Origin of the sequence: Saccharothrix sp. ALI-22-I (assembly GCF_001984175.1) — a bacterium.
Taxonomy (GTDB): domain Bacteria; phylum Actinomycetota; class Actinomycetes; order Mycobacteriales; family Pseudonocardiaceae; genus Actinosynnema.
On sequence record NZ_MTQP01000028.1, the window covers coordinates 1 to 25,104 of the forward strand.

The 25,104-nt window shown below is 71.4% G+C and carries 21 protein-coding genes and 2 pseudogenes; 8 read left to right on the plus strand and 15 right to left on the minus strand.

Annotated elements, in window-relative coordinates:
* Positions 1-12: 12 nt before the first annotated feature.
* Positions 13-162, minus strand: a complete 150-nt coding sequence (locus ALI22I_RS50275; protein WP_179118058.1) for a hypothetical protein — start codon at positions 160-162, stop codon at positions 13-15.
* On the opposite strand from ALI22I_RS50275, the pseudogene ALI22I_RS55260 reads away from it, so the two are divergent.
* Positions 113-226 (plus strand): annotated as a pseudogene (locus ALI22I_RS55260) (recombinase family protein); the annotation flags it as partial. The gene ALI22I_RS50275 and the pseudogene ALI22I_RS55260 overlap by 50 nt on opposite strands.
* 58 nt (positions 227-284) lie before the next feature.
* On the opposite strand, the gene ALI22I_RS50280 reads toward ALI22I_RS55260, so the two are convergent.
* Complete coding sequence (locus ALI22I_RS50280) at positions 285-440, minus strand: hypothetical protein (RefSeq protein ID WP_179118059.1); 156 nt, start codon at positions 438-440, stop codon at positions 285-287.
* Between ALI22I_RS50280 and ALI22I_RS55265 the strand changes: the two genes are divergently transcribed.
* Positions 418-1,290: a zinc ribbon domain-containing protein gene (locus tag ALI22I_RS55265; RefSeq protein WP_077003854.1), complete on the plus strand. Its 873-nt coding sequence runs from the start codon at positions 418-420 to the stop codon at positions 1,288-1,290. The two genes, ALI22I_RS50280 and ALI22I_RS55265, sit on opposite strands and share 23 nt — an antisense overlap.
* A 401-nt stretch (positions 1,291-1,691) precedes the next feature.
* Positions 1,692-2,072 (plus strand): VOC family protein, encoded by a 381-nt coding sequence (locus ALI22I_RS52785; protein ID WP_077003877.1) that lies wholly within the window; start codon positions 1,692-1,694, stop codon positions 2,070-2,072.
* A gap of 56 nt (positions 2,073-2,128) precedes the next feature.
* Here ALI22I_RS52785 and ALI22I_RS55270 read toward each other — a convergent pair whose 3' ends face one another.
* Together ALI22I_RS55270 and ALI22I_RS55275 are read right to left on the minus strand one after the other, a co-directional pair.
* Complete coding sequence (locus ALI22I_RS55270; protein ID WP_179118060.1) at positions 2,129-2,311, minus strand: hypothetical protein; 183 nt, start codon at positions 2,309-2,311, stop codon at positions 2,129-2,131.
* Positions 2,303-2,386: pseudogene (locus tag ALI22I_RS55275) on the minus strand (IS5/IS1182 family transposase); the annotation flags it as partial. The gene ALI22I_RS55270 and the pseudogene ALI22I_RS55275, both read right to left, overlap by 9 nt.
* Between ALI22I_RS55275 and ALI22I_RS01965 the strand changes: the two are divergent.
* Complete coding sequence (locus ALI22I_RS01965) at positions 2,383-2,766, plus strand: SDR family NAD(P)-dependent oxidoreductase (RefSeq protein ID WP_077003855.1); 384 nt, start codon at positions 2,383-2,385, stop codon at positions 2,764-2,766. The pseudogene ALI22I_RS55275 and the gene ALI22I_RS01965 overlap by 4 nt on opposite strands.
* 70 nt (positions 2,767-2,836) lie before the next feature.
* Here ALI22I_RS01965 and ALI22I_RS01970 read toward each other — a convergent pair whose 3' ends face one another.
* The 4 genes from ALI22I_RS01970 to ALI22I_RS01985 form a co-directional block, all read right to left on the minus strand.
* On the minus strand, positions 2,837-7,273 hold the full coding sequence (locus ALI22I_RS01970; protein ID WP_077003856.1) for a putative adhesin: 4,437 nt from the start codon (positions 7,271-7,273) through the stop codon (positions 2,837-2,839).
* The gene (locus ALI22I_RS01975) at positions 7,267-7,740 is read right to left on the minus strand and encodes a YbaB/EbfC family nucleoid-associated protein (RefSeq protein ID WP_238598018.1); all 474 of its coding nucleotides are present in this window, start codon (positions 7,738-7,740) and stop codon (positions 7,267-7,269) included. The genes ALI22I_RS01970 and ALI22I_RS01975 overlap by 7 nt, the downstream gene beginning before the upstream one ends.
* A 5-nt stretch (positions 7,741-7,745) precedes the next feature.
* On the minus strand, positions 7,746-8,054 hold the full coding sequence (locus tag ALI22I_RS01980; RefSeq protein WP_077003858.1) for a type VII secretion target: 309 nt from the start codon (positions 8,052-8,054) through the stop codon (positions 7,746-7,748).
* A 468-nt stretch (positions 8,055-8,522) separates the two neighbouring features.
* Positions 8,523-9,074 (minus strand): TetR/AcrR family transcriptional regulator, encoded by a 552-nt coding sequence (locus ALI22I_RS01985; protein WP_077003859.1) that lies wholly within the window; start codon positions 9,072-9,074, stop codon positions 8,523-8,525.
* An 86-nt stretch (positions 9,075-9,160) separates the two neighbouring features.
* On the opposite strand from ALI22I_RS01985, the gene ALI22I_RS01990 reads away from it, so the two are divergent.
* Entirely contained in the window at positions 9,161-9,886 is a 726-nt protein-coding gene (locus ALI22I_RS01990; RefSeq protein ID WP_077003860.1) for an SDR family NAD(P)-dependent oxidoreductase, read from the plus strand.
* 125 nt (positions 9,887-10,011) lie between these two features.
* Here ALI22I_RS01990 and ALI22I_RS01995 read toward each other — a convergent pair whose 3' ends face one another.
* The 3 genes from ALI22I_RS01995 to ALI22I_RS02005 all read right to left on the minus strand — a co-directional run bounded on the left by ALI22I_RS01995 (position 10,012) and on the right by ALI22I_RS02005 (position 12,444).
* The gene (locus ALI22I_RS01995) at positions 10,012-10,734 is read right to left on the minus strand and encodes an alpha/beta fold hydrolase (RefSeq protein WP_077003861.1); all 723 of its coding nucleotides are present in this window, start codon (positions 10,732-10,734) and stop codon (positions 10,012-10,014) included.
* Positions 10,735-10,755: 21 nt separating this feature from the next.
* On the minus strand, positions 10,756-11,703 hold the full coding sequence (locus ALI22I_RS02000) for an alpha/beta hydrolase (RefSeq protein WP_077003862.1): 948 nt from the start codon (positions 11,701-11,703) through the stop codon (positions 10,756-10,758).
* 75 nt (positions 11,704-11,778) lie between these two features.
* Positions 11,779-12,444: a sigma-70 family RNA polymerase sigma factor gene (locus ALI22I_RS02005; RefSeq protein ID WP_077003863.1), complete on the minus strand. Its 666-nt coding sequence runs from the start codon at positions 12,442-12,444 to the stop codon at positions 11,779-11,781.
* A gap of 385 nt (positions 12,445-12,829) precedes the next feature.
* Between ALI22I_RS02005 and ALI22I_RS02010 the strand changes: the two genes are divergently transcribed.
* The 3 genes from ALI22I_RS02010 to ALI22I_RS02020 all read left to right on the plus strand — a co-directional run bounded on the left by ALI22I_RS02010 (position 12,830) and on the right by ALI22I_RS02020 (position 17,719).
* Complete coding sequence (locus ALI22I_RS02010; RefSeq protein ID WP_083751351.1) at positions 12,830-15,589, plus strand: helix-turn-helix transcriptional regulator; 2,760 nt, start codon at positions 12,830-12,832, stop codon at positions 15,587-15,589.
* Between the two features lie 88 nt (positions 15,590-15,677).
* A complete protein-coding gene (locus tag ALI22I_RS02015; RefSeq protein ID WP_077003864.1) occupies positions 15,678-16,580 on the plus strand; it encodes a universal stress protein in 903 nt (300 codons plus the stop codon).
* Positions 16,581-16,675: 95 nt separating this feature from the next.
* A complete protein-coding gene (locus tag ALI22I_RS02020; protein ID WP_077003865.1) occupies positions 16,676-17,719 on the plus strand; it encodes a ferritin-like domain-containing protein in 1,044 nt (347 codons plus the stop codon).
* 134 nt (positions 17,720-17,853) lie between these two features.
* Here the strand turns inward: ALI22I_RS02020 and ALI22I_RS02025 are convergent, their stop codons facing one another.
* From ALI22I_RS02025 to ALI22I_RS02040, 4 genes are all read right to left on the minus strand, one after another.
* Positions 17,854-18,636 carry an SDR family oxidoreductase gene (locus tag ALI22I_RS02025; RefSeq protein WP_077003866.1) on the minus strand — a complete coding sequence of 261 codons (783 nt, stop codon included), beginning with the start codon at positions 18,634-18,636 and terminating at the stop codon, positions 17,854-17,856.
* 126 nt (positions 18,637-18,762) lie between these two features.
* Positions 18,763-21,501 carry an AAA family ATPase gene (locus tag ALI22I_RS02030; protein ID WP_077003867.1) on the minus strand — a complete coding sequence of 913 codons (2,739 nt, stop codon included), beginning with the start codon at positions 21,499-21,501 and terminating at the stop codon, positions 18,763-18,765.
* Positions 21,502-21,951: 450 nt separating this feature from the next.
* Positions 21,952-22,839 (minus strand): IS5 family transposase, encoded by an 888-nt coding sequence (locus ALI22I_RS02035; RefSeq protein ID WP_274522734.1) that lies wholly within the window; start codon positions 22,837-22,839, stop codon positions 21,952-21,954.
* A 531-nt stretch (positions 22,840-23,370) separates the two neighbouring features.
* Entirely contained in the window at positions 23,371-25,101 is a 1,731-nt protein-coding gene (locus tag ALI22I_RS02040; protein ID WP_077003868.1) for an L-aspartate oxidase, read from the minus strand.
* Between the last annotated feature and the right edge of the window lie 3 nt (positions 25,102-25,104).

Below are 25,104 nucleotides of genomic sequence, written 5' to 3' on the forward strand. Positions count from 1 at the left end.
ACCGCCCTACGGTTACCGGCTGGTCGACGCCGGCCCGCACCCGAATCGGGCGTTGGCGCGGCGCGGTGTGCGGCAGCAGCGGCTCGTGCCGAACCCGTCCACCGCACCCGTGGTGAAGCTGATCTTCTCCTTACGCCTGGCCGGACACAGTGCCGCGGGCATCGCCCGCCACCTCAACGAGCAGACCGTGCCCAGCCCGTCGAGCGCCGACGCGGAACGCGACCGGCGTCGGGGCGATCCGGGTTGGTCGCTGCGCACGGTGGTGGAGATCCTGGGCAATCCCGCTACACCGGCCGCCAGGTGTGGAACCGCACGAGCGCCGACCGCACCACCCGCTCACCGAGCGGGCGCCGGACCAGCGTCCGCAACGAACAGCGCGCTTGGGCGATCTCGACCCGCATCGCCCACACGCCGCTGGTGTCCGAGCAGGACTTCGTCACCGCCCAGACCATCCAGGCCACCAGACAGAGCGCCCGCCATTCCGACGCCGACGGGAACGTCTACCGGTTGGCGGGCAGGCTCCAGTGTGGGTTGTGCGGGCGGAGGATGGACTCGCACCGCTCTCACAGCCGTGCCGCCTACCGTTGCCGCCATGGCCACACCACCGCCCGTACCCGACCGGAAGGCGCGCCGCGCAACCTCTACCTGCGTGAGGATCACCTGCTGGCCCACATCGCCACACACTTGACCGCCGCGGGCATCGCTGACAACCCCGACCCCGCACAGACCGCGCGACTGATCGACGAACTCGGTCTCGCCTTCCGTTGTGATGCCATCGGCGTCACGCTCCTCGACTGCGGCACCACCGGGCGAGCGCGCACACCACGCAGACGCCTGGCACCGCAGCCTGTCCATGGCAGGCCCGGGACCGGAGGTCGTGGAAAGGCAGGCGAACAACTCCTGCTGACCTTGAGCTGCGCGACGGCCTCGGAGGCGGATCAGCCCGACGCGCCCGCGGACCAGCTCGATGCACCGGCTCACAGAACTCGTCCCACGCGCCGGCCTTTCCGGCGACCGATCCGCCCCGCAGCGCCTCAGCGTCGGCACCGGCAGACCGGGTTCCACGTCGCCCTCCGTGCCACCCGTTCGCGGGACGCATCCCGGGCCGGGCGAGCCGAGTACCCACCGTCGGGCGAACACGGCCGTGACTGCGGTCGAGAGTTCCTGGGACGACGAGCCGGACGCCGCCCACTGCTCCTGCCCTTACGCCAGCAGACACCCCACGAGCAGCGACCACCAGGTAGGCTGGAAGCGCCGGGAAACACGAAGCCCCGCGAGCCTTCCAGTTGACCTGGAATTATCTCGCGGGGCAAATTATGTGTCCGACTCGGATCTGTCCATCTTGAACAGTGATCATGTCGGTTTCAGTGGCGCAGCTTCGTCGGATCGGTTCGGCGGTCGGTGGGCGTGCGGACCGCTCGGTGGGACTCTTCGTCCTCGGCCGGATCTCGCAGGTGTTCTGGGAAGCACTTGGACGTTCTGCTGGTGTCGATGATTCGTCGGGCGGCGGACGGGCCGGCTTCAGGGTTGACGCTCGCGGTGGAGCGTCGCCGGGGCGGCCTGCACGCGCTGATCAGGTAGGCCGTCGAGGTGTACCCGCCGCAGGCGGTTCGTCGGCTGTTCGAGGTCTTTGTAGCGGGGTTGCGGCGGGAAGCCGTTGTCGGACAAGCGTTTGCGTTGGGGTGCAGGAGGTGGTCCGTGTTCGCGACATTGTCTTCGACAGTTGGCATCCGGCGTCGCTGATCCGTTTCTGGGCTGCGGTCCTGGACGGTTACCGCGTGGCGCTGTACGACGAGGCGGAGTTGCGGCGTCTGAGGGAGAAGGGGGTCGATGATCCTGAGGACGATCCCACGGTGCTGGTGGAGGCCGGTCCCGGCCTGCCGCGTTACTTCTTCGTGCTGGTGCCCGAGGGCAAGGTGGCGAAGAACCGTGTCCACTTGGACTTGGGCGCCGATGACCCGGCCGCCGAGGTCGCCCGTCTGGTGGGTCTCGGCGCGGTGGCGGTGCGGGAGTTCGAGGGTTGGGTGCGGATGGCCGACCCGGAGGGCAACGAGTTCTGTGTCCTGCGTTGACCTGTCGCCCGGATGGTCCTCCCGAGCGCGTCGTCGATGGGGTGAGGGTGTGTCCGTCAGGTCGTCGGCGGCGGTCGGTCGGTGACCTCGCGTCTGACGGTGTCGACGAACCGTTCGGCGTGGCAGTTCGCTTTCGGGCAGCGTGGCGGGGTCTTCACGACCTGGATGCCGGCGTCGGCGAGGACGGTGTCGAACGAGGTGGTGAACCGACCGGCTCGATCACGGCAGCGTTCGAGCACCTCGTGCAGCTCGGGCGACCGCCCGGCGGGGACATCGATGCCCTCGTGCAGGTAGCGGTAGCCGGTGGCCTGTGAGAAGCCAGCGCCGAGGGCCAGGCGGTGGACTTGGTCGCTGGCAGCCTGCCGGGCGTGCTGCCCGGCATGATCGAACGCTGCCGGGGCGGGTCGTTACGATCTCCAGCCACTCGGGGCGCGCCCGCTGGCCGTACGTCAATGCGTACTCGGTGTCCAAGGCAGCGGTGAACAAGCTGACCGGGAACATGGCCATCGAATTGCTGCCGCACGGGATCACCGCATTCAGCTACCACCTGGGGGATCGTGGACGTCGGTCTCGGGGCGTCCGCAACCGCGACACCGGACGGCTGATCCGGGGCGAGGCCAACGCGCTCACCGGCCGCTACCTGACCCACGAGGACAACCTCGCGGGGCTCGTCGCGGCCACCGGCCATGCCTGACGTACTCGGCACTACTGACACAACGGAAGTGACATCCGAGTCCCGCATCACGCTCCGGCGGGGAGACACGTCATCCCCCCATCCGGCAAGCCGCCCAGTGCACCTCGCCCATTCCCGGCCGTAACAGCTCCGACAGGTGCTTGGCCTCGGAGACGGTTTTCGGCGCACCGAGGATCTTCAGCCCGTGGGGTGGGGACAGTTGGTAATTCGGTACCACCGAGCCCGGCCCGTAGGTGTACGCGGGCGTGGCGTAGCCCAGCTCCACGGCGTTGCCCAGTCGGTCGGTGATCTCTTGGCGGCGCTGCGAGTAGAAGTGCAGCAACGTGCCCTCCGGGACGGTGACCTTCTCCGTGCTGCCCGGCGTGATCCCGCCGTGGCCGCTGAGCACCACCTGCTTGTCCGGGCGGCCGTGGGTGATCGGGTCCAGGCCCAGCGGGTCGGCCCACACCAACGGGTTCGACACGTAGTGGCGGGGGTGCGGGCCGGGGGCCAGGCCGAGCGGGTCGTGGCTGAGATACTGGCCGATCGCCGGGTCGTAGTAGCGGTGCAGGTTGAAGTGCAGGCCGGTCTCCCGGTCGTGGTACTGGCCGGGGAAGCGCAACGGTGTCGCGTCCTGGTGCGTGTCGACGGGCAGGCCCCACAGCGTCCACCGGGCGTGCCAGACCAGTTCCCCGCTCGGGGTCACCAGCTCGGTCGGGGTGCCGATCCGGTCGGTGACGACCGTGCAGAACTCCCGGTCCACCCAGTCCGCCCCCGGCCGTCGTGCGCGTTCGGTCTGGGCGACCACGCGGTAGGTGCCCGGCGCCCAGTCCCACACCGTCGCCGCGGTCTCGTCGCGCACCTGTTCCACCACTGTGTCGCCGTCCCAGGCGAACCGCACCGACTCCGCGACCGCGCCGGCGGGACCCGTGCGGTGCTTGCCGATCCGACGCCCGAACGGGTCGTAGGCGTAGCGCCACCGCTGACCGTCCGGTGTGGACACGGCCGCGAGCCTGTTCTCGGCGTCCCAGCGGTAGCGCCAGGTGTCCACGCGCCCCGCCGAACGCCGCTCGCGCAGTACCACCCGTCCCTCGCGGTCGTGCTCGTAGCGCAATCCGCCAGCTTGCCGCACCAGGGTGCCCACGACCAGGCGTGGCCCCGTGGTGGCGTCGTGCGCCGCCAAGCCCGGCCGGGCGGCGACCACGGTGCCCGCCGGGTCGTAGCCGTAGCGCTCGGACACGCCGGCGGACCGCCAGTCCACCGCGGTGACCCGGCCCAACGCGTCCACGCCGTAGTGGCGCGTGCCGGACAGCAGGTCGTGCACCTCGGCAGGGGAGTCGTCGGGGTGGTGGGTGAAGGTCCTGCGCTGCACCACCTCCCCGCCGCCGACGACGGTCTGCGCGACCAGCCGCCCGCCGGTGTGCCACTGCTGGGCCAGCAGCACCCCCGTGCCGATGCGGCGTTCCACCTCCCGCCCCACCGGGTCGTGGGTGAACCGGGTGGTCTCGCCCGCGGCGCGCAGCTCGGCGGGCAGGTCGGACCCGTCGTAGACCCACGTGCTCTCGGCGCCCGTGGGCGTCCTGCGGTGGGTGCGGCGGCCCAGGGCGTCGTAACGGGAGACCACGCGGTGGCCGTTGACCGCCTCGGCCACCACTCGCCCGCACACGTCGTATTCGAGCACCACGTCGGCGTCGGTGTTGCGCGCCCGCACCAGGCGGCCCACCGCGTCGTAGGCGAACTCCACCACACCGTCAGGCGTCACGCGCCGCGTCATCCGGCCCCGGACGTCCCACTCGATCCGCACGACCTGGCCCTCGGCGTTGACCCGCTCGACGAGCCGCCCGGCGGCGTCGTAGCGGTAGCGCTGCTCGCGGCCGTCGAAGTCGACCTCCCGCACCAGCCGCCCCGCCGCGTCGTGTTCGTAGCGCCACACCAGGCCGAGCTGGTTGGTGACCGAGATCAGCCGCAGCTCGGTGTCGTGGCGGTAGGCCAGCCGGCTGCCGTCGGGGGACACCTCGCCGGTGAGCAGGTCGAAGTGCCCGTGGGCGAGCACCGTCGAGCGACCTGCGACGTCCACCGCCTCCTGCACGACCCCGTCCGCGCTGTGCCGCCAGCTCCGGGTCGTGCGGTCCGGCGCGGTCACCGAGAGCGGCAGCCCCTCCACCGTCCACGTGTAGCGGGTCGTGCCGCCCGCCGCGTCGACGACCGAATCGGTGCGGCCGAACCGGTCGTAGGCGTAGCGGGTGACCGCGCCCGCCGGGTCCCGAACCCAGGTCGGCAGCCCGGCGGCGTTGGTCCGCACGGCGGTCACCCCGCCCAGCGGGTCGGTGACCGAGGCGAGCCCGCCCTCCTCGTCGTAGGCGTAGGCGGTGCGCTCGCCCGCCTGGTCCACGGTGGCGACCAGTCGCCCGTCCGCGTCGTACTCGTTGCGCGACGCCGTCCCGTCGGGGTGGGTCGTGGCCAGCGGCCGCCAGCGGCCGTCGTAGGTGAACGTGGTGCGCGCGCCGTCGGGGAGCACCACCGCGACGAGTTCGCCGTGGCCGCCGTATTCGCGGCGCGTGGTGTTGCCCAACGGGTCGGTGGTGGCTACCGGGTTGCCCAGCGCGTCGCGCTCGTAGCGGGTCGTGTTGCCCAACGGGTCCACCTCGGCGACCAGCCGGTGGGCGGCGTCCAAGTGGTAGGTGCGGGTGTGGCCCAGCGAATCCGTGTAGCGGGAGACCCGGTTCTCCGTGTCGTACTGGAAGGTCCCGCTCAGGTAGCCGCCCGCGCCGATGGTCCGCACGCAGCGCCCGGAGTCGTCGTAGACGTACTCGTACCACATGCCGGTGCGTGCGACCCACCGCGTGATCCGGCCGACGTCGTCGTAGGAGAACCGCATCGGGACACCGGATGAGTTGACCACCTCGACCAGGTCGCCCGCGGCGTCGTAGCGGTACGTCACGATCCGCACTTCGGGGTTGTCGCCGTGCCCCAGCGCCCACAGGCCGGTGACCCGGCCCTCCTCGGTCTCGACCCGCAGCGCGTAGCCGCCGTGGTGGCGCACGGCCGCGGGCGTGCCGTCCGACGTCCGGTCGACGGTCAGCCACCCGCCCCCGTCCCCGGTGACCGAGACCAGCGGCAGCGTGCGCGGATCGCCCTCGACCGGCGCGAACGTGAACATCTGGCGGCGCAACGGGTCGGTGACCGTCCACGTGCCCGCTGCGGTCCGGGCCAGTGGCCGGCGTGGCCCGCTGCGCGGCAGCACCGGCGTGTCGTCCAAGGGCAGCGGGTAGGACAGATGCATGCCGTCATCGGTGACGAGCACGGCGCGGTCGCCGCCCAGCCACAGCCGCTGGTCCAGCGCGGAGGCCCAGGAGCGGCCGAAGCCGCGGCCCACGCGGTGGCTCGACAGGTGCGTGCGCCTCAGCACCAAGGGCAGCAGGCCGGGCAGGTCCACGTCGGTCTGGACGAGCACCACCTCACCGGTGGCGATGTCCACCGGGTCGGACACGGTCGGCCGCAGGTGCGCGGGTGTGTCGGTCGGCAGCGTCCCCTGGTAGTCGGCCGGTGGTCTGGGGACGGGCTGATTGTTCTGCTTGTACCACCAGGCCGGCACGCTGGTCTGGCGCACCGCACCCTCCCGGGCCGTCCCGGGCAGCTCCGGGGGTGGGGCGACCCGGTCGCCCGTCGGGGCGGCCCGGGAGGTTGAGGTGACGCCGTCCGCACCGGGAACCGGGTCGACGCGCCGCGCCGACGAGGTCAGCGTGGCCTGCTCGACGGTCCTCGCTGCCGGCGTCGACTCGATTCGGCGCAGCCGGGCGGTGGTCTCGGTGAAGATCGCACCCGCCCCGCGCAGCAGCTCGCCCAGCGCTTTGAGCGCCTGGGCCAGCCGGAAGACCAGATCGGCGATGCGGTTCGCTGTCTTGCGGACCTGGTTGGCCACCTGCGGCACGACCCAGAGCAGCCCGAGCCCCAGGGTGGACAGGACTTGCAGGGCCCAGCTGACCAGGCGGCTGACGACCTCGGCGATGGTGTCGCGCACCAGGGACCGGACTGCGGCGACGACCTCGCCCGAGGTCTCGATACCGGCGGCGATGCCCGCCCCGGCCTCCTCGGTCGCGCCGATCAGCTCGGCCACGCCCCGGGCGTGCCGCCGGTAGGTGTCGGCTGCCTCACCGCCCCAGCTCACCAGGTCGGCTTCGACGCGCGCGCCGAGTTCGGCCGAGACCTCGCCGAGTTCGACGGCGATGTCACGCCAGGTCTGGGCGTGCGCGCGGACCGCGTCGGGGTCGCCCGCCAGCGCGTCGAGGGCGTCTTTGAGCGGACCCACGTGCTCCAGCAGCCAGGCCACGCCGGCAGTGAGGATCGAGCCGAACGGGTCCAGGACGACACCCAGGGCGTCCAAGCCCGCGCCGCCCGCGCCGAGCACCACCGACGCCCAGTCGCCGCTCTCGATGCTCTCGCGCAGCGCCTGCGCACCCTCCAGCAGGGCGATCCCGGAGACTGCGGTGGTCGAGCCCTCCTCCCGGGCCACCAGGGGGTTCACCACGGAGCGTTCTCCTCGTCGTCCTCACCTGCGGGGGCCGCACGGCGACCGTCGGCCTCGTCGGTCTCGTCGTCGACCTGCTCGGGGTCGGGGAAGCGGGCGCGCAGGGTGTCCACCAGCAGCGCCGCGGTGTGTGGGTCCTCGGCGCAGACCTCCTCGGCGGCCACCGCCGCCACCCGGTCGGCCAGCCCGGCCTGCGCCCGTCGCATCGCCGCCAGGATCTGCGCGGCCAGCTCGTCCGGCGCGATCGCGCGGACCCGTTCGGTCAGCACCAGGTCGGTCACGGCGCCGTCCGCGCCGATCGTGACCCGCACCGCGCCGCCCGCACCCTCGGCACTGAGCCGGATCTCCTTGGTGCGTTGCCCGAACGCCTCGTAGCGTTCGGCCTTGCGGGCGATGCCCTGCGCCCACTCCCGCATCCGCGCGGCGGCCTCGTCGGGGTCGCGCATGAGGCCGCCCAGTCCCGGCATCCCGGTCACGAGGACACCATCCCGGTCCGGAACGGCACGGCGTTCGCCTCGTCCTGCTCGTCATAGGTCAGTGCCGTCGCACGCAGGTCGTCCGCCGTCGCCGCCATGCCCTCCACCGAGGCGCGCAGGGTCTCGGCGGCCTCGCGCAAGGTCGTGTTGAGCAGCGGCGGCAGGAACGAGCAGACGACCCCGTAGGCGGAGTCGCCGAACAGGACGGTGTTCGCGGCGTCGACCGCGGCGGTGAGCCGGTCGGTCAGCCCGTCCAGGTGGCTCGCGTGCGCGCGCAGCTCGGCCGGTTCCACTTCAAAGGACAAGGTTCTTCCCCTCTTCGCCATGCCTGCCCACACCCCGGCCGGAGGACGACACCGGGGCACCAGTGGAAACCACTGGGACAAGGCCGGCCACCTTGTCGTGGCCGGCGGCGGCCGCGGCGAACTCCCACGCCGCCGGTTCGAGGACGTGCTTTCTCACGCGACTGCCTCTCTGTCGTGCCACTCGGGAAGACAACGCAGCTCTCGGGTTCGTGACAGGACGGCACGAAATGCCTTGCCCGGCTCACCGCCCTGGCGCCATGACCGAGGCCGGCCGGGACCAGCCGCCATGAGGATTTCGTCCACATCGGTGAGCCGACGTTGCCGGTTCCTCACGATCCGTTGCGACGGCAGCCCGGTGCGTCGCCGCTATCCGGGATCACGCCCGGCCGGAGAGGGCACGTTCGAGGTCGCGTCACCGGTCGGCGGTTTGTTCCGACCCATGCGCGCACCTCGCGAACTCGTGTTCGACTATTCGGCGCACGGGTTCGTCGGATCAAGCAGGCCAACGAACAGAAGTCCCAGGTAGCGCCGCCACAGCTCGGGCTCGACATCCCGCAGCGGCGCGGCCGCCTGATACACACCGGTCATCAGCAGCACCACGTCTCGTCCGGTGACGTCGGCACGTACGCACGCCCTGTCGACCAGTGCCTGAGCGGCCTCTCCCAGCCGTGCGACGCCGGCCTGCACGTCCGGATGCCGCACCGAGCCGCTCGCGACGTCACACAGCGCTTGGTTGTCCGCCAGCCGGTCGACGCCGTAGGTCATGAACTCCCGCAGCGCCGCTGTGGGATCGGTCGCGCCACACCGGGCGACAGCCGCCGCGATCAGGTCGTCGAGCAGGCCACCGACGATCGCCGCGATCAAGTCCTCCTTGGTCGCGAAATGCCGGAACACGGTGCCCTTGCCGATGCCGGCTCGCTCCGCGATCTCCGCCACGGAGACCTCCGCGCCGTGCTCGGCAAACATCTCGGCGGCGGCGTCCAGCAGCCGCTTGCGGGTGCGCAACGCGTCGGCTCTCACCTCCTCATCCTAGCGCAACCTGACCGCTCGGTCCGTTTCATGCTAGAGTGAATGTGACCATCTGGTCCGGTTAGTTAAGGGGCTTTGTGAACGGAAAGATCGCCCTGGTCACCGGCGCTTCGTCGGGCATCGGCGCCGCCATCGCGGGCGCCATGGCGGCGACCGGTGTCAAGGTCGTCGCCGGCGCGCGCCGGGTCGATCGGCTCAAGGAGTTGGCCGCGGCGGCCGACGGCGAGGTACTCCCACTGGAGCTGGACGTCGCCGACCAGCAGTCGGTGCGCGAGGCCGTCGCCACCGCAGTCGACCACTTCGGCGGGCTGGACATCGTCGTGAACAACGCAGGCGTGATGTTGAGCGGCCCGATCGTCGGCGCCGACACCGCGGAGTGGGACCGGATGGTGCGGACCAACCTGCTCGGGACGCTCTACGTCACGCACGCCGCACTGCCGCACCTGCTGTCACGCAAGGGAACCCTGGTACAGATCTCGTCCACCTCCGGCCGTATCGCGTCCGCCATGGGCGGCGTCTACGCGGCCACCAAGTTCGGCGTGAACGCCTTCACCGAGTCGCTCCGGCAGGAGGTCACCGAGCGGGGCATGCGCGTGGTGACGATCGAGCCCGGCATGGTCGACACCGAGCTCGTCGACCACATCGGCGACGACAACATCCGTGACATGGCCAAGAAGATGGCCGGTTCGATGCGCACGCTGCGCGCCGAGGACGTCGCCGCCGCCGTGCTGTACGCGGTTGGCCAGCCCGATCACGTAGCCGTGAACGAGATCCTGCTGCGGCCCACCGATCAGGTGCGCTAAGAGGACATCTGGTCTTGTTTTGTGGCGGCCTGCCCGGTTTGGCGACCGACATCATGCGTGGCGGCTTCGTTCAGCAGCTCGTACGTGTGGGTCCCCGCCGCGTTGGGCGGGGACCCACACCTGGGTTACGACGCGACCGCGTGCACGGCGTCGAGGATCGACGCGGTCACCGCGTCGGGCCGGGAGACGCTGAGGGCGTGGGACGCACCGGATACTTCGAGGGTTCCTTTCGCACCGGCGCGGTCGGCCATGAAGCGGTGCAGGGTGACCGGAATGTTGAGGTCCTCGTCGCTGTAGACGAACCAGGACGGGATCGTCCGCCACGCCGGGGTGTCCGTCGGAAGTCCCGCGGTGAGGGCGATTTCCGTGACCGGGCGTTGGGTCGCGCTCATCATGGCGGCCTGGGCGCGGGTCACGTCGGCGGCGAACTGGTGGTGGAAGGCGTCCGGGCGGATGGCGAACTCGTCGCCGCCGCTGGTGACCGGGTACGCGCTGAGTGCCTGGCCGAGGGTGCTCCCAGGGAACTTGCCCGACAGTTCGAGCGCGGACTCGCCCTGTTCGGGTGCGAACGCGCAGACGTAGACGAGGGCGGCCACGTTGTCGCCGCCGCCGGCGGCCTCGGTGATCACCATGCCGCCGTAGGAGTGGCCGACGAGCACCACGGGACCTCTGATGCCGGCGAGCACATCGCGGAGGTAGGCGGCGTCGCCCGGCAGGCTGCGCAGCGGGTTGGCGACCGCGACGACGTCGAGGGACCGGTCGTGTAGTCGCTCGATGACGCCGGACCAGCTCGCGGATTCGGCGAAGGCGCCGTGTATGAGGACGACGGTCGGGTTGTGCTTCTTCATGTTGTCTCTTCTCTCGTAGGGTCAGCCGAGTGCGATACGGAGGACGTGGATCGCCTGCGAGATCGCGGCGGTGGAGGCGGCGGTCCTGCGTACGGGGTTGAGCATCATGAAGTCGTGCAGGGTGCCGTTGTAGCGGGCGCTGGTGGTGCGCACGCCGGCCTCGGTGAGCTTGCGGCCATAGGCCTCGCCCTCGTCACGCAGGACGTCGTTCTCGGCCACGATCAGGAAGGCGTCGGGCAGCCCGGCGAGTTCGTCCACGGTCGCCCGCAGCGGCGAAGCGGTGATCTCCTCGCGCTTGTCCGTCTCGGGCAGGTAGGCGTCCCAGAACCACGCCATGGCCTTGGCGGTCAGGTGTGGGCCGTCGGCGAACTCGCGGTAGCTGTCGGTGTCCTGGCCGGCGTCGGTGACCGGGTAGTACAGCGACTGGTGCGTGAACCGCACGTCGCCGCGCCGCTTGGCCAGCAGGGTGAGCGCGGCGGTCATGTTGCCGCCGACGGAGTCGCCTGCCACCGCCAGCCGGGAGGCGTCGAGGCCCTCGTCGGTCCCGCGCTCGGTGATCCACCGCGCGGTGGCGTACGCCTGCTCGATCGCGACCGGGTAGCGGGCCTCGGGCGAGCGGTTGTACTCGACGAACACGACCGCGGCGTCCACACCGACGGCCAGCTCGCGCACGAGCCGGTCGTGGGTGCCGGCGTCGCCGAGGATCCAGCCGCCGCCGTGGACGTACAGGATGACCGGCAGCGACTCACCGTCGGCGCCGACCGGCTTGACGATGCGCACCCGCACGTCGCCGACCTCCGCCGGGACGGTGATCCACTTCTCCTGGACCGGGGGCTTGTCGACCGGCCCGGCCTGGATCTCGTCGAGCACCTCGCGGGCGCGATCGGGCCCCAGTTCGTACAGGAAGGGTGGTTGGGCGGCGGCGTCCGCGAACGCCTGTGCCGCCGGTTCGAGGATGTGCTTGGCCATGTCGGCTACCTCCGTGTCGGGTCGTCCGGGAAGACAGTGCGGCTCTGGGGATTTGTGACGGGACGGCACGAACGCCTACCCGGCCCGTCCTCGGCCCTGACCGAGGACGTCATCGGCGAGCAGGTGTTCGAGGTGCGCCACGGCACCGACCTGCGCCGCGTCGAGGAAGGCCGTCAGCAACCGGTCGCGGGCCGCCCGGTGAACCGGCTCGTCCCGCGGCCCGGCGAGGCGAGCGCGCGCCCGTCGTCCGAGCTGGCGCGCGTTGGCCTCGCCGATCCCGAGCCTCTCGGCGATGTCGCGGAACGGGTAGTCGAACGCCTCGCGGAGCACGAAGACGGCGCGTTCGGTCGGGGACAACCGCTGGAGCAGGAGCAGGACGGCCCGCTCGAGGTCCGCCGACCGTTCGGTCGCCAGTGTCGGGTCCTCGGAGAGCGGGACCTGCCCCGGCAGCCAGCGGTCGACGGGGATCTCGCGGCGAGCGCGGGCCGAACCGGCGACGTTGAGCGCGACCCGCGTGGTGACCGTCACGAGGAACGCGATCCGGTTGCGCACCACGGTCCGGTCCGCGCCCTGCCAGCGGAGCCAGACGTCCTGGACGACGTCCTCTGCGTCGGCCGCCCGGCCGAGCAGCTGGTAGGCGATCCCGAACAGACGCGGACGAACGCTCTGGAAGTCCGCCGCCTCCGTGCTCATCCGCGACGAGTCTGACGTGGGCGCGGTGTCGATGTCCGTCAAGCGCATGGAGCGTCCTCTGCGTCGTGGCCTCAAGGCGGCGTGGGCGGTGGCATGTCCACCGTCGTCCGGCTCGGGTCCGGATCGCGCCCTTGGAACACCCGGGCAAGTCCCTGGGCCGGTGCGACCAGGGACACGTGCCCGGCCCCCGGGTACCGGGTGCGGACGCACGTCGGCAGGCCGCGCCGGGGCCGTCTCGGCGGGGCTTGACCGCAGGTCAACGAGGTGTCGGCACCGGGCCGGTCAGTGGCCGCCAACAGCTCCGGAACCCTCGTCGTGGCGGCTGTGGCGCACACCACCCGAGTGACCGTCCGGGCCACGCCAGGGGGAGTGCCATGATGAGGCGGCCCGCGCTGACCGGAGTCGGGCTTCTCAGGCCCGCGTGGTGGTGGTGATGTCGAGCAGCGACCCTCGGTGGACGCTGCGTGGCAGGCGCCGTGAGCGCGAGGTCCTGGATCGGTTGCTCGGGGCCGCCAGGTCCGGTCGGAGCCAGGTGCTGGTCCTGCGCGGCGAGGCGGGGATCGGCAAGTCCGCGTTGCTGGAGTACCTGGTCGGGAACGCGGCGGGCGGCCGGATCGCGCGGGTTGCCGGCGTCGAGTCCGAGATGGAGCTGGCGTTCGCCGGGCTCCACCAGCTGTGCGCGCCGATGATGGGGCACGTCGATCGCATTCCCGGCCCGCAGCGTGACGCGTTGACCGTCGCGTTCGGTCTGGGCACCGGGAGCCCGCCGGACCGTTTCCTGGTCGGGTTGGCGGTGCTCAGCCTGCTGTCCGAGGTGGCCGCGGAGCAGCCGCTGGTGTGCGTGGTGGACGACGCCCAGTGGCTTGACCGGGTGTCCGCGCAGACGCTGGCCTTCGTCGCGCGTCGGCTGCTGGCGGAGCGGGTGGCGTTGGTGTTCGCGGTGCGCGGACCGGCGCTCGGTGCGGGCGACGACCCGTTGGCCGGGCTGTCGGAGTTCGTGGTCCGCGGTCTGGACGACGGGGACGCGCGTGCGCTCCTGGATTCGGTGGTTCTGGGACGCGTCGATGAGCGCGTCAGGGACCGGATAGTGGCCGAAGCCGGCGGCAACCCGCTGGCGCTGCTGGAGTTGCCCCGGGACTTGACGGCGGCGGAGCTGGCCGGTGGGTTCGGTCGTCCCGACGCGCGGCCGTTGGCGAGCCAGATCGAGCGGAGTTTCCTGCGGCGCATCGAATCGCTTCCGGGCACGACGCAACGGCTGCTGCTGGTGGCGGCCGCCGAGCCGGTGGGTGACGTGGCGTTGCTCAGGCGAGCGGCCGAGCGGCTCGGCATCGGGATGGACGCGGCGGCGGCCGAGGCGGCGGGGTTGATCGAGTTCGGTGCGCGGGTGCGATTCCGCCATCCGCTGGTGCGCTCGGCGGCGTACCGCGCGGCGGACCCCGCGGAACGCCGGGACGTGCACCGCGCGCTGGCCGAGGCGACCGATCCCGAGTCCGACCCGGATCGCCGGGCCTGGCACCGCGCGCACGCGGCGGTCGAACCGGACGAGGCCGTGGCGGGCGAGCTGGAGCGCTCAGCCGCCCGGGCCCAGGCCAGGGGCGGTATCGCGGCGGCCGCCGCGTTCCTGCGGCGCGCGACCGGGCTGACGCCTGATCCGGCCAGGCGCGGAGCGAGGGCGCTGTCCGCGGCGCAGGCCGCCTTCGAGGCCGGGGATCCCGATGCGGCGCTCGAACTCGTCGCCGCCGCGGAGATGGGCCCGTTGGACGAACTCCGGCGCGGGCGGCTGGCCCGGCTCCGCGGCCAGATCGTCTTCGCGCGCAGACGTGGCGGTGAAGCCCTGCCGTTGCTGCTCGACGCGGCAGGCCGACTGGAACTCCTCGACGACGGACAGGCGCGTGAGGCGTACCTGGAAGCCGTCGGAGCCGCGGTCTTCGCCGGCCGCCTCGACGGACGCGGTGGCGTGCGGGAGGTGGCCGAGGCCGCCCGTGCCGCACCCCAGGGACCTCGTCCACCACGGCTGGTGGACGCGTTCCTCGATGGCCTGGCGACGTGGTTCGCCGACGGGTATGTCGGGGGCGCGTCGCTGGTGAAGCACGCCCTGCGGGAGTTCCGCCGGGACGCCGGGCGCAACGGGGACGACGTCATGCGCTGGCTCTGGCTGGTGTGGCCGGCCGCCGGCGACCTGTGGGACGACGAGACGTGGCACGAACTGGCCACGCACGCGGTCCGGACGGCCCGCGAGACCGGCGCGCTCAACTTCCTGCCCCTGGCCCTCGCCTACCGCGCCGCCGTGCACGTGCACGCCGGGGAGTTCGACTTGGCCTCGGCATTGATCAAGGAGTCGGACGCGATCACCGCGGCGACCGGCAACTCGCCCCTCGGGTACGCCATGCTGCTGCTCGTCGCCTGGCGCGGCGAGGACACCCAGGCGGCGACGTTGATCCAGGACAAGGCCCGATGGGCGACCACATGGGGAGAGGGGCGGGCGCTCGGCTTGGGCGACCTCCTGACCGCGGTGCTGCACAACGGCTTCGGTCAGTACCAGGCCGCCCTGGCAAGTGCGGAACGGGCGTGCGAGCACGAGGATCTGGGTGTCTTCGGTTTTTCCCTCGTGGAGCTGGTCGAGGCGGGTGTCCGCGGCGATGCCCCCGATGCGGCTGCGGACGCACTGCGGCGACTCGAAGAACGGGCCACCGCCAGCGGCACGGAGTGGGCCCTCGGTCTGCTCGCCCGGTCGAGAGCGCTGCTCAGCGACGGCCCCGCCGCCGACCTGCTCTACCGCGAGGCCATCGAGCGACTGGGTCGCACCCGGATCGCCGTCTACCTCGCGCGCACCCACCTGGTGTACGGCGAGTGGCTCCGGCGCGAGAACCGGCGCATCGACGCGCGTGAGCAACTGCGGACCGCCTACGAGATGCTGCACCGCTTTGGCGCGCACGCCTTCGCCGAGCGTGCCCGTCGCGAACTCCTGGCCGCCGGCGAGTCGGTGCGCCAACGCGCGGTCGAGGCACGTGAGGCGCTTACCGCGCAGGAAGCCCAGATCGCCCGGCTCGCCGGGGACGGCAGGACGAACCCCGAGATCGGCGCCGAGTTGTTCATCAGCCCGCGCACGGTCGAATGGCACCTGCGCAAGGTGTTCACCAAGCTCGGCATCAACTCGCGCAACGAGCTCCGCGGAGCGCTGGCCGACAACTGAGGGTGTCACAAGACGGCGCTCGGCTCGGTCCTGGTTGTCGCACGTGCCCGCCTGGCGGTGGGCCGCGAATCTGCGACAGGAGCCCGAGATGGGAACAGCACGAGAGAGCAGCCTGCCGGTCGTTGTGGGCATCGACGGGTCGTCGTCGGCGCTCGACGCCGTCCGATGGGCGGCACGCGAAGCCGCGCGCCGTGGGACCGCGGTGCAGTTGATCAGCGCCTTCAGCTGGTTCGACTCAAGGCACACCGGGGACCTCGGACTCGGCGGTGCCTACCGCACGGCGATGGTGAAAAGCACCCGGGACGCTGTCTCGGCCGCCGCCGAGACAGCCGCAAAGGCCGCGCCGGGCATCGAGATCACCGAGCACGTCCTCGACGGCTTTCCGGTGCCGCTGCTGGTTGGCGCGTCGCGTCACGCGGGACTGGTCGTCATCGGTGATCGCGGTCTTGGCGGATTCAGTTCTCTGCTGGTTGGTTCGGTCGCGATAGGACTGGCCGCTCGGGCGGAATGCCCGATCGTCGTCGTGCGCGGTGAACGATCGTGGGACGCTGGTCCGGTCGTGGTCGGCATCGACGGCTCGCACATCAGCGAGGCGGCACTGGCGTTCGCCTTCGAGGCGGCGGATACGCGCGAGGTGTCCTTGATCGCGGTGCACGCCTGGACCGACAGCGTGCTCGAGGCTGCCATGGTGCCGCTGGTGGACTGGGACGCAGTCGAGACCGACGAGCGTGCGCTGCTCGCCGAGCGGCTGGCGAGGTGGGGCGAGAAGTATCCCGACGTCGTGATGGGGCGTGTGGTCGTGCGTGACCGGCCCGCTCACGCGTTGATCGAGCAGGCAATCGGCACCGCGGCCCAGCTCGTGGTCGTCGGGTCGCACGGCCGGGGCAGCGCGGCCGGTCTCGTGCTCGGCTCCGCCAGCCACGCGGTGCTGCACCACTCACCGTGCCCGGTCGCCGTCGTCCGGCCCAACCCGAGCCCGCTGGGACTGTGACCTCCGCCAAGTCCCCGAACGTCACCGATCCGGACGCTGTCCGGTCTTTCCGGTAGCGGGTCGTTCGCCCGCGTGCTTTCCGAGGAGTGACAACCATGACCGGCATCACCACGATCGAGGAGCTCCGCACGCACTTGCAGTGGGCGATCGAGCTGGAGCACGCCACACTGCCGCCGTACCTCTGCGCCCTGTACTCCCTTGATCCCGAACGGAACGCCGAGGCCGCTGAGGTCGTCGGCTCCGTCTTCGCCGAGGAGATGCTGCACCTGCTGCTGGCGGCGAACCTGCTCAACGCCGTCGGCGGCGACCCGGTGCTCGACGCGCCGCAGCTGCTGCCGCCCTACCCCCATCCGCTGCCGCACAGCGACGGGTCCGTGCTGGTCGGGCTCGCCCCGTTCGGTCCGGAGGCGCTGGAGGTGTTCCTGCACATCGAGCAGCCCGCCCGAGCCGACGCGCCGGCCCAGGCCGACGGCTACGCCACGATCGGCCAGTTCTACGCGGCGATCGAGGACGGTCTGCGCACCCTGTGCGCCTCGCTCGGCGAAGAGGCCGTGTTCAGCGGCGACCCCGACCGGCAGGTCGGCGACTTCCACCTGCGCCGGGGAGGCGGCAAGGCGATCGGCGTGGTGGACCTCGCGTCGGCGCTCGAAGCGCTCGTCGAGATCGTCGAGCAGGGCGAGGGTGCGGCCCGCACGGAGATCTGGGACGGCGACCGGGACGTGTTCCACCCGGACCGCGAGGAGGTCGCGCACTACTACCGGTTCGTGGAGCTGAAGGAGGGCAGGCGGTTCCGGGCGGGGGACACGCCGCAGTCCGGCCCCACGGGCGAGGCACTGGGCGTGGACCTCGGCGGTGTGTCGCCGATGCGGCCGAACCCGCGCACGGCCGACCACGCGCCCGGCAGCCCCGTCCGGCTCGCGCAGGAGGAGTTCAACGACACCTACTGCGAGCTGCTGCGCGTGCTGGAGGAGGCGTTCACCGGCAACCCGGCGCAGCTCGGGGCCTCCGTCGGGACGATGTACGCGCTGCGCGAGCAGGCGCGTGCGCTGATGCGGATGCCCAGCGGCGACGGACGGACGACGGCGGGCCCGACCTTCGAGTACGTGCCGAAGCAACAGCGGCGCCACCGCATCGGGTGACGTCGAGCGGCGCGACCGGCCGTGATCACCAGCCCGCCGGGCGGCCGTCGCGATCCGCGCCCACCCAGTACCCCGCCCGCCGCCGGCAACACCCTCCTGCCGGCGGCGGGCCCGCGCACGCCTCGACGGGCCGGCTACCAGGTTTGCCCGCCCGCGCGAACCACCAACTCGTTGACGGCCACCCGCCTCTCCCGCGTGACGACGTAGGCGATCGCGTCCGCGACGTCCTCCGGCCGCAGCGCCTCGATCCCGCCGACGTGCAGGCGGGCCGAGTCCCGGGCGGCCGCACCGAGGTGGCCCACCAGCGCAGCGTCCACGACGCCGGGCTCCACCACACCGGGCTCCACCACGCTGACCCGCACGCGTTCGGGAAGCAGTTCCTGGCGGAGCGACTCGGTGAACCCGTTGAGGCCGAACTTGGTCAGGTTGTACACGCTGCCGCCCGGCCGGGCGACCCGCCCCGCCGTCGAGCTGACGTTCACCAGATCCGCCACCTGCCGCGACGACGTCGCGGCCGCGTCGATCAGGTACGGGACGGCGGCGTGTGTGACGTGCAGGAGCGCCGACACGTTGAGCGAGATCATCCGGTCCCACTCCTCGACCGGCGTGTGCAGCGCCGAATCGAGCCGCACGATGCCGGCGTTGTTGACCAGGACGTCCAGGCGTCCGAGCCGGTCGTGCGCCTCCTCCACCGCTTGGCAGGCGAGCGCCGGCTCGGTGATGTCGGCCGCCACCGCGATGGCGCGACCGCCCAGGGCGATGATGGCGTCCACGATCTGCTCCAGGCGATCGCGGTGACGCGCGACCAGAGCGACCGCCGCACCCTCACGGGCGAGGCGGCGCGCGGTCGCGGCGCCGATACCGCTGCCGGTGCCGGTGACGAGCGCGACGGCTCCGTCCAGCGGCTGATCGGACATGACTGCCTCACTTCCCTGGGGTCGAGGACGGCACGGGATGCCGACGTGTTCAGGCTCGCGCGTCGGGCTGCCGAGTGGCCCCAGGGAATGTCCCTGGTTCACGGGGACCAGGGACGGGTCACGGGTTCAGTCGTTGCGCGGCAGGGCCTCGCGGAGCTGCCGCCGGGAGGTGATCGCGAGCTTGGTGAAGATCTTGCGCAGGTGCCACTCGACCGTCCGCGGGCTGAGGAAGAGCCGCGCGCCCACTTCCGGGTTGGACAGGCCTTCCCGGACGAGCAAGGCGATCTGCCTCTCCTGCGGCGTCAGCTCGTCGCTCGACGACGCTTCGACGGTGCGCTTCTGTACCTTCTCCCCGCAGGCGAGCAGCTCGCGGCGGGCACGCTCGGCGAACGCCGCCATGCCGATCGAGACGAACATGTCGTACGCGGTGCGCAACTGGTGGCGCGCATCGACGCGCCGTGACTGCCGGCGCAGCCACTCGCCGTACAGCAGGTGGGCACGCGCCAGGTCCGGGCGCAACAACGTCCGGCCCAACCGCTCGATCGCCTCGCGGTACAGGCCGTCCGCCGCCGTCCCGTCACTCAGCAGGGCCCGGCACCGGGCCATGATCCCCTGCGCCCAATCCGTGTCGCACGCCTCCGCCTCGTCCGCCAGACGTTCGAGCCCGTCGTGAGCGGTCTTGTCCTCTCCCACGCGCACCGCCGCCTCGATGAGCTCGGGCAGCACCCACACCGAGACGATCAGCTGGGCGATCCGGGTGCTGGCCCGGGCCGCCGACAGCGCTTCCTCGTACCGCGCGAGCCCGTTGTACAGGACCGCGGCCGCCCAGTTGGCGGTCGTGACGCCGGTCAACTGGCCGTCCGTGCCGGTCCGCTCGATCGTGGCGGTGATCACCGCCGACGCCTCGGCTTCCTTGCCCTGCATCGCGGTCAGGATGAGCGTGGTGTACGGCGCGAGCGGGACACCCGTGGCGGCGGCGACCGCGTCGGCTTCGGCGACGATCCCCGCCGCGGAGGCGAAGTCCCCGATCAACGAGGTCGCCGCGCCCAACGAGGCCAGGTAGAGGGGGAGTTCGGTCAGGATGCCGGCCGTGCGCACCAACTCGGCCGCCCTGGCGTACGTCTCGTACATGACCTGCTCGTCCCAGACGGCCGGACTCACGCCACAGGCCGCCCAGCCCCACTTCAGCAGGTCCGGCACGGGGAGGTCCACGAGCGCGGTCATCGCCCGGCGCAGTGCGGTGATCGCGGCGCCACCGCCTTCGGTGACGAGCAGCGCACAGCCCGCGAGCACCAGGTCGATGGGGCGCGGACCACCCTCCGGCGGAGGAAGTTCCCCGATCGCACGGGAGATCGCCGCGAGGCTCTCGCCGTCCGCGGAACCCCACGCCGCAGCACCCCAGGCGAGCAGGTAGGTCTCCCGCGCGAGATCGGAGTCGAAGAGCTCCAGCCGCCGCGCCGCCGCGAGCAGCATGGGCGGCGCCTCGTTGTTGAACCCGGCCGCGAACGCGATGCGACCCCGTACCAGGCCGGCCCGCACGCGGAGGAACTCGCTTTGCGCATCGAGCTCCGCGATGTCGACGAGCCTCCGTGCGGCCGCGAGGTCACCCGCCCGGACACTGGCGTCCGCGGCCGCCACGGCACGTTCGGCGCGCCGCGAGGCGTCGAGGGTCAGCGCCACGGACCGTTGCAGGAAGGCGGCCGCGGCGGCCAGCCCACCACGTGCCTGCGCACGGTCGGCGGACCGCTCGAGTTCCGCGGCAACGGTCTCGTCCGGTCCGGCGGCGGCGGACGCCAGGTGCCAGGCACGGCGGTCCGGGTCGACCCGCGGGTCGGTGACCTCCGCCAACGCCAGGTGCACCGCGCGGCGGTCCTCCTCGTCGGCCGACCGGTACACGGCCGACCGCACGAGCGGGTGGCGGAAGACCACGCGCACGTCGAACGACAGCAGGCCGCCCGTCTCGTCGTCGAGGGCCGTCGCGGGCGTGACGCCGAGCCGTTCGGCGGCGCGCCGCACCAGGGTGGGATCGCCGATCGGCTCGGCGGCGGCGACCAGCAGGAGCAGCCGGCTCTGCCCGGACACCCCCTCAATCCGCGCCAGGAAACTCTGCTCGATCAGGCTCGGCAGAGTGTCGGCGTGCAGCAGGCCGAGCCCGCCCGCCAACTGCGTGACGGTGAGCTCGCGCGGCAGCTCCAGCAGAGCGAGCGGATTGCCCCTGGCCTCGGCCACGATCCGATCCCGGATGTGCTGGTCGAGCCCGGTGGGGGTGGCCGAGTTCAGCAGGGCGTGGGCATCGGCGTTGCGCAGCCCGGTGACCTCCAGCTCCGGCAGTCCGAGCAGGTCCTGACCCCGTACGCGGGTCGCGAGGACGAGAGCGACCGACTCCGCCAGCAGCCGGCGGGCCACGAAGCCGAGGACCTGCGCCGAGGCCCGGTCCATCCACTGCGTGTCGTCGACCACGCACAGCACGGGACTCTCCTCGGAGGCGTCCGACAGCAGGCTCAGCACCGCCAGCCCGACCAGGAAGCGTTCCGGAGGGGCACCCGCCCGCATCCCGAACACCGTTTCGAGCGCGTCGCGCTGGAGCGCGGGGAGGTTATTCAGCCGATCCAGCAGCGGCGCGCACAACTGGTGCAAGGTGGCGAACGCCAACTCCATCTCGGACTCGACACCGACCGCCCGCAGTGCCCGCATGCCCGTCGCCGAACTTTCCACGTGCTCGAGCAGCGCCGACTTCCCGACCCCGGGCGCGCCGTGCACCACGAGTACGCGGCTCTCACCCGTGCGGACGGCCGCCACGGTCTGATCGAGGAGAGCGCATTCCGATTCCCGCCCGACCAGTCCGACATGCCCTCGAAACGCCACTGTTGCCTCGCCGCGGTAGACCTGTTCTGGCCGGACAAGAGGCCGACCCGACGGTCCCCCGGCCGTTTACTCCGGACGGTACCAGGAGCGCAGATGTGCGAGGTCCACCTGTGCGTGGACGCGACGTGGCACGGCCTCGATGTCCATCGAGGCCACGGGTTCGAACCGTGCGGTGTAGCGCACCATGTCCATCCCGCCGTCCGGGTGGCGAGGAGCGCCACCCGGAACCGGTGGTCGTCGGGTGCGCACCTGCCGGAGCGACCCGTCCCTCAGGTCCTGCCGCGGCGGTGGGCACCACATGTTCGACTCCATTTTCCCGTCAATTTTTGGTCTGGTTTCATTTATGAAAATTGGGCGTGGATAGGCTCGCTGCAACAATACTTGGACCGCGTTGTTTTCGGACCTCGCATTATTGTGGATCGCTGGCGAGGCTTAGTAGCTGTTTCCGAGCTATTGGTGTTGGGTGAGTCGGCGGCTGGTGATGCGGATCATGGCCCAGCGGACCATGGCCTCGTGATGACGGGGTAGGCGTTCGTAGTCGCGGACGCAGCGGCGGTGTCCGGTGATCCAGGCCAGGGACCTCTCCACCACCCACCTTCTGGGCAACACGGTGAAGTACGGAACTTGTGGACGTTGGACGATCTCCACCACCAGGCGCAGTGTCTTTCGGGCCCAGCCGAGCAGGGTGCCGGTGTAGGCGCCGTCGGCCCACACCAACGCCACCCACCCGCCGGCGGTGTCGCGCATCCGCCTCAGCAGGCTGCGGGCGGCGACCCGGTCCTGCGTCGAGGCCGGGGTCACCAACACCGCCAACAGCAATCCGACGGTGTCCACGACGATGTGTCGCTTGCGGCCCGCGACCTTCTTCCCGCCGTCCCACCCCCGCGTAGCCCTGCCGACGGTCTCGGCGGCGCGCACCGACTGCGAGTCCACGACCGCCGCCGACGGTGCCGCCACCCGGCCCTCCGCCAGGCGGGCGCGGTCGCGCAGCCCATCGAGCAACCGCTGCGTGGCACCAACCTTCTCCCAGGCGGCGAAACGCTTGTAGACCGTGGGCCACGGCGGGAAGTCCGCGGGCAGGGCGCGCCACTTGATGCCGTTGTCGACCACGTACAGGATCGCGTCCACGATCACCCGCCGGCAGTGCTTCTCCCACCGCCCGCCCCGACCCGCGAGACACGCCGGATCGGACAACAACGGATCCAACTCGGCCCACTGGGCATCGGTGACGTCGGTGGGATACCGAGCCGTCCGTCGGGCGGGCTCGTGGGAGGCGGACAGACGACAGCACGGGGCACCCGCGGTGACACCGCCCGCGGGGATCGGGCACGATAACAACGGAACCCCTGGCAGAGCGGCGCTTCGACAACGTCCGATCTACCAGGAGTTCCCTGTCTGCGCACCAAAGGCCCTCCACCCGTCCAAGCTCGGAAACGGCCACTTACGCCGGCCAGGTCTGGAGACGAGACGGGCTCGGCGGCATGGGTGTGCGTTCGGTTGGAGTCCATCGTGGACCTTGGTTCGCCAGGTCGGCCCGATTGTCGGGACAGGCCGTAGCAACTGCTTGTGACACTTGCCGCACGGCGTCTGTCACAACCGCGGTCGCTGTCCGGTCTTTGTCTCCGCCGACCGACCCGCCACTTCGAGTTGATCCCGTCAAGGGGTGCCCAGCCCCGGTCATCCCACAGCCGATCATGCCCCTGTGCTCGGACAGTGCACGATCACCGCAGGTCAGCAGCTTGGTGCAGAGTCCTGACACCTTACGCGGGCGGCGATTACCGTCTCGGGCTCGACGCCGGGCAGGCGGCACGGACGAGGCCCCCGGCGACGCTGCCGGGGGCCTCACCTGTGTGACGGAGTATCAGCGGTTCATTCGACGAGCTTGCCGACAGTGGACACCTCGCGCATGAGCGTGGCGATCTCGCCCGGGATCGGGGGCAGCCCTTCGCGTTCGATCTGTCTCGGCCCCGACCAGACCAGGTTCACCCGGAGCGACTCGTCGGGCTCCGGGTGGTCGGAACGGTTGTGGCATCCGCGGGTCTCGCGACGTTCGAGTGCCGATTCGAGGGTGGCGCGTGCGGCCAGGACCGCGGCCTTGAGGTCGAACGCGTGCGCCAGGTCCTGGAAGCCCGCGAGGTCGGGATGCACGCCCACGTCCCTCATGCGGTTCTCGAGATCGTCGAGTTCGGACAGTCCCTTCCGCAAGCCGGTCTCGTCACGCACCACGCCGGCGTGCTCGGTCATGGTGTTTCGCAACGTGCGCTGCAGTGCGCGCACGTTCTCCGAACCGTCGGCCGCCAGCACTTCGTCAACCTCGGTGCGCGCCTCCGCCGTTGCCGACGACGACCGCTGCTGCGCTCCCAGATCGCGTGAGTAGCGCGCGGCGGCCTCACCGACGATGCGGCCGTAGACCAGCAACTCGATCAACGAGTTCCCGCCGAGCCGGTTCGCGCCGTGCAGTCCGCTCGCAGCCTCGCCGACGGCGTACAGGCCGTCGACACCGGTGCCGTGGTCCTCCGACCGCACCCGGACACCGCCCATCGAGTAATGCGCGGTGGGCGCGATCTCGACCGGTTCCCGGGTGATGTCGAGCATCTGGAGTTCGAGCAGGGTCTGGTAGACCCGGGGAAGCCGGCGCATGATCGTCTCCCTGGGCAGGTGCGAGACGTCGAGCCACACGCCACCGGCGGGTGTGCCCCGTCCCTCCTTGATCTCGGTGTACGCCGCCAGCGCCACCCGGTCGCGGGTGGACAGCTCCATCCGTTCGGGGTCGTACCGGGACATGAACCGCTCTCCCAGCGCGTTGCGCAGCACCCCGCCTTCGCCGCGTGCCGCCTCCGAGACGAGCGTGCCCGCCGCGTTCTCCGGCGCGATGAGACCCGACGGGTGGAACTGGACGAGTTCGGCGTCCCGGATGCGGCCACCGGCCAGCACCGCGAGCCGGAACGAGTCCCCGGTGTTCTCATCCCGCCGGGACGACGTGCGGCGCCAGATGCGAGTGTGCCCACCCGCCGCCAGGATCACCGCGTCGGCGTGGATCACGTACCGCTTGCCGTCCTCCAGATCGAATCCGTAAGCACCGAAAACGACGTTGTCACGCACCAGGATCCGTGTGATGTAGACCGTGTCCAGGATCGGGATGTCGAGCTGTGCCGCCCGGTTGACCAGTGTGCGTTGGATCTCCAGTCCGGTGTAGTCACCGGCGAACGCGGTGCGGCGGTAGGTGTGGGCGCCGAAGAACCGCTGCGAGATCTTCCCGTCGGCCTCGCGTGCGAAGGGCATCCCGTAGCGTTCGAGGTCGCCGATGCCCCGGGCGGCGTTCTCGGTCACGATCCGCACGGTCTCGGGATCGGCCAGCAGATAGCTCTCCCTGAGCGTGTCCGCCGCGTGCAGCTGCCACGAGTCCTCCGGGTCCATCGTCGCCAGCGCCGCGTTGATGCCACCGGCGGCGAGCGTCGTGTGCGCGTCCGACTTGGGCCGTTTGCCGACCGCGAGCACGTCGACACCACGCTCCGCGAGTTCGATGGCGGCGCGCAGCCCTGCCCCGCCCGTGCCGATGACGAGGACGGACGTCGCGATCTGGTGTTCGGTGTGGTTCACGAG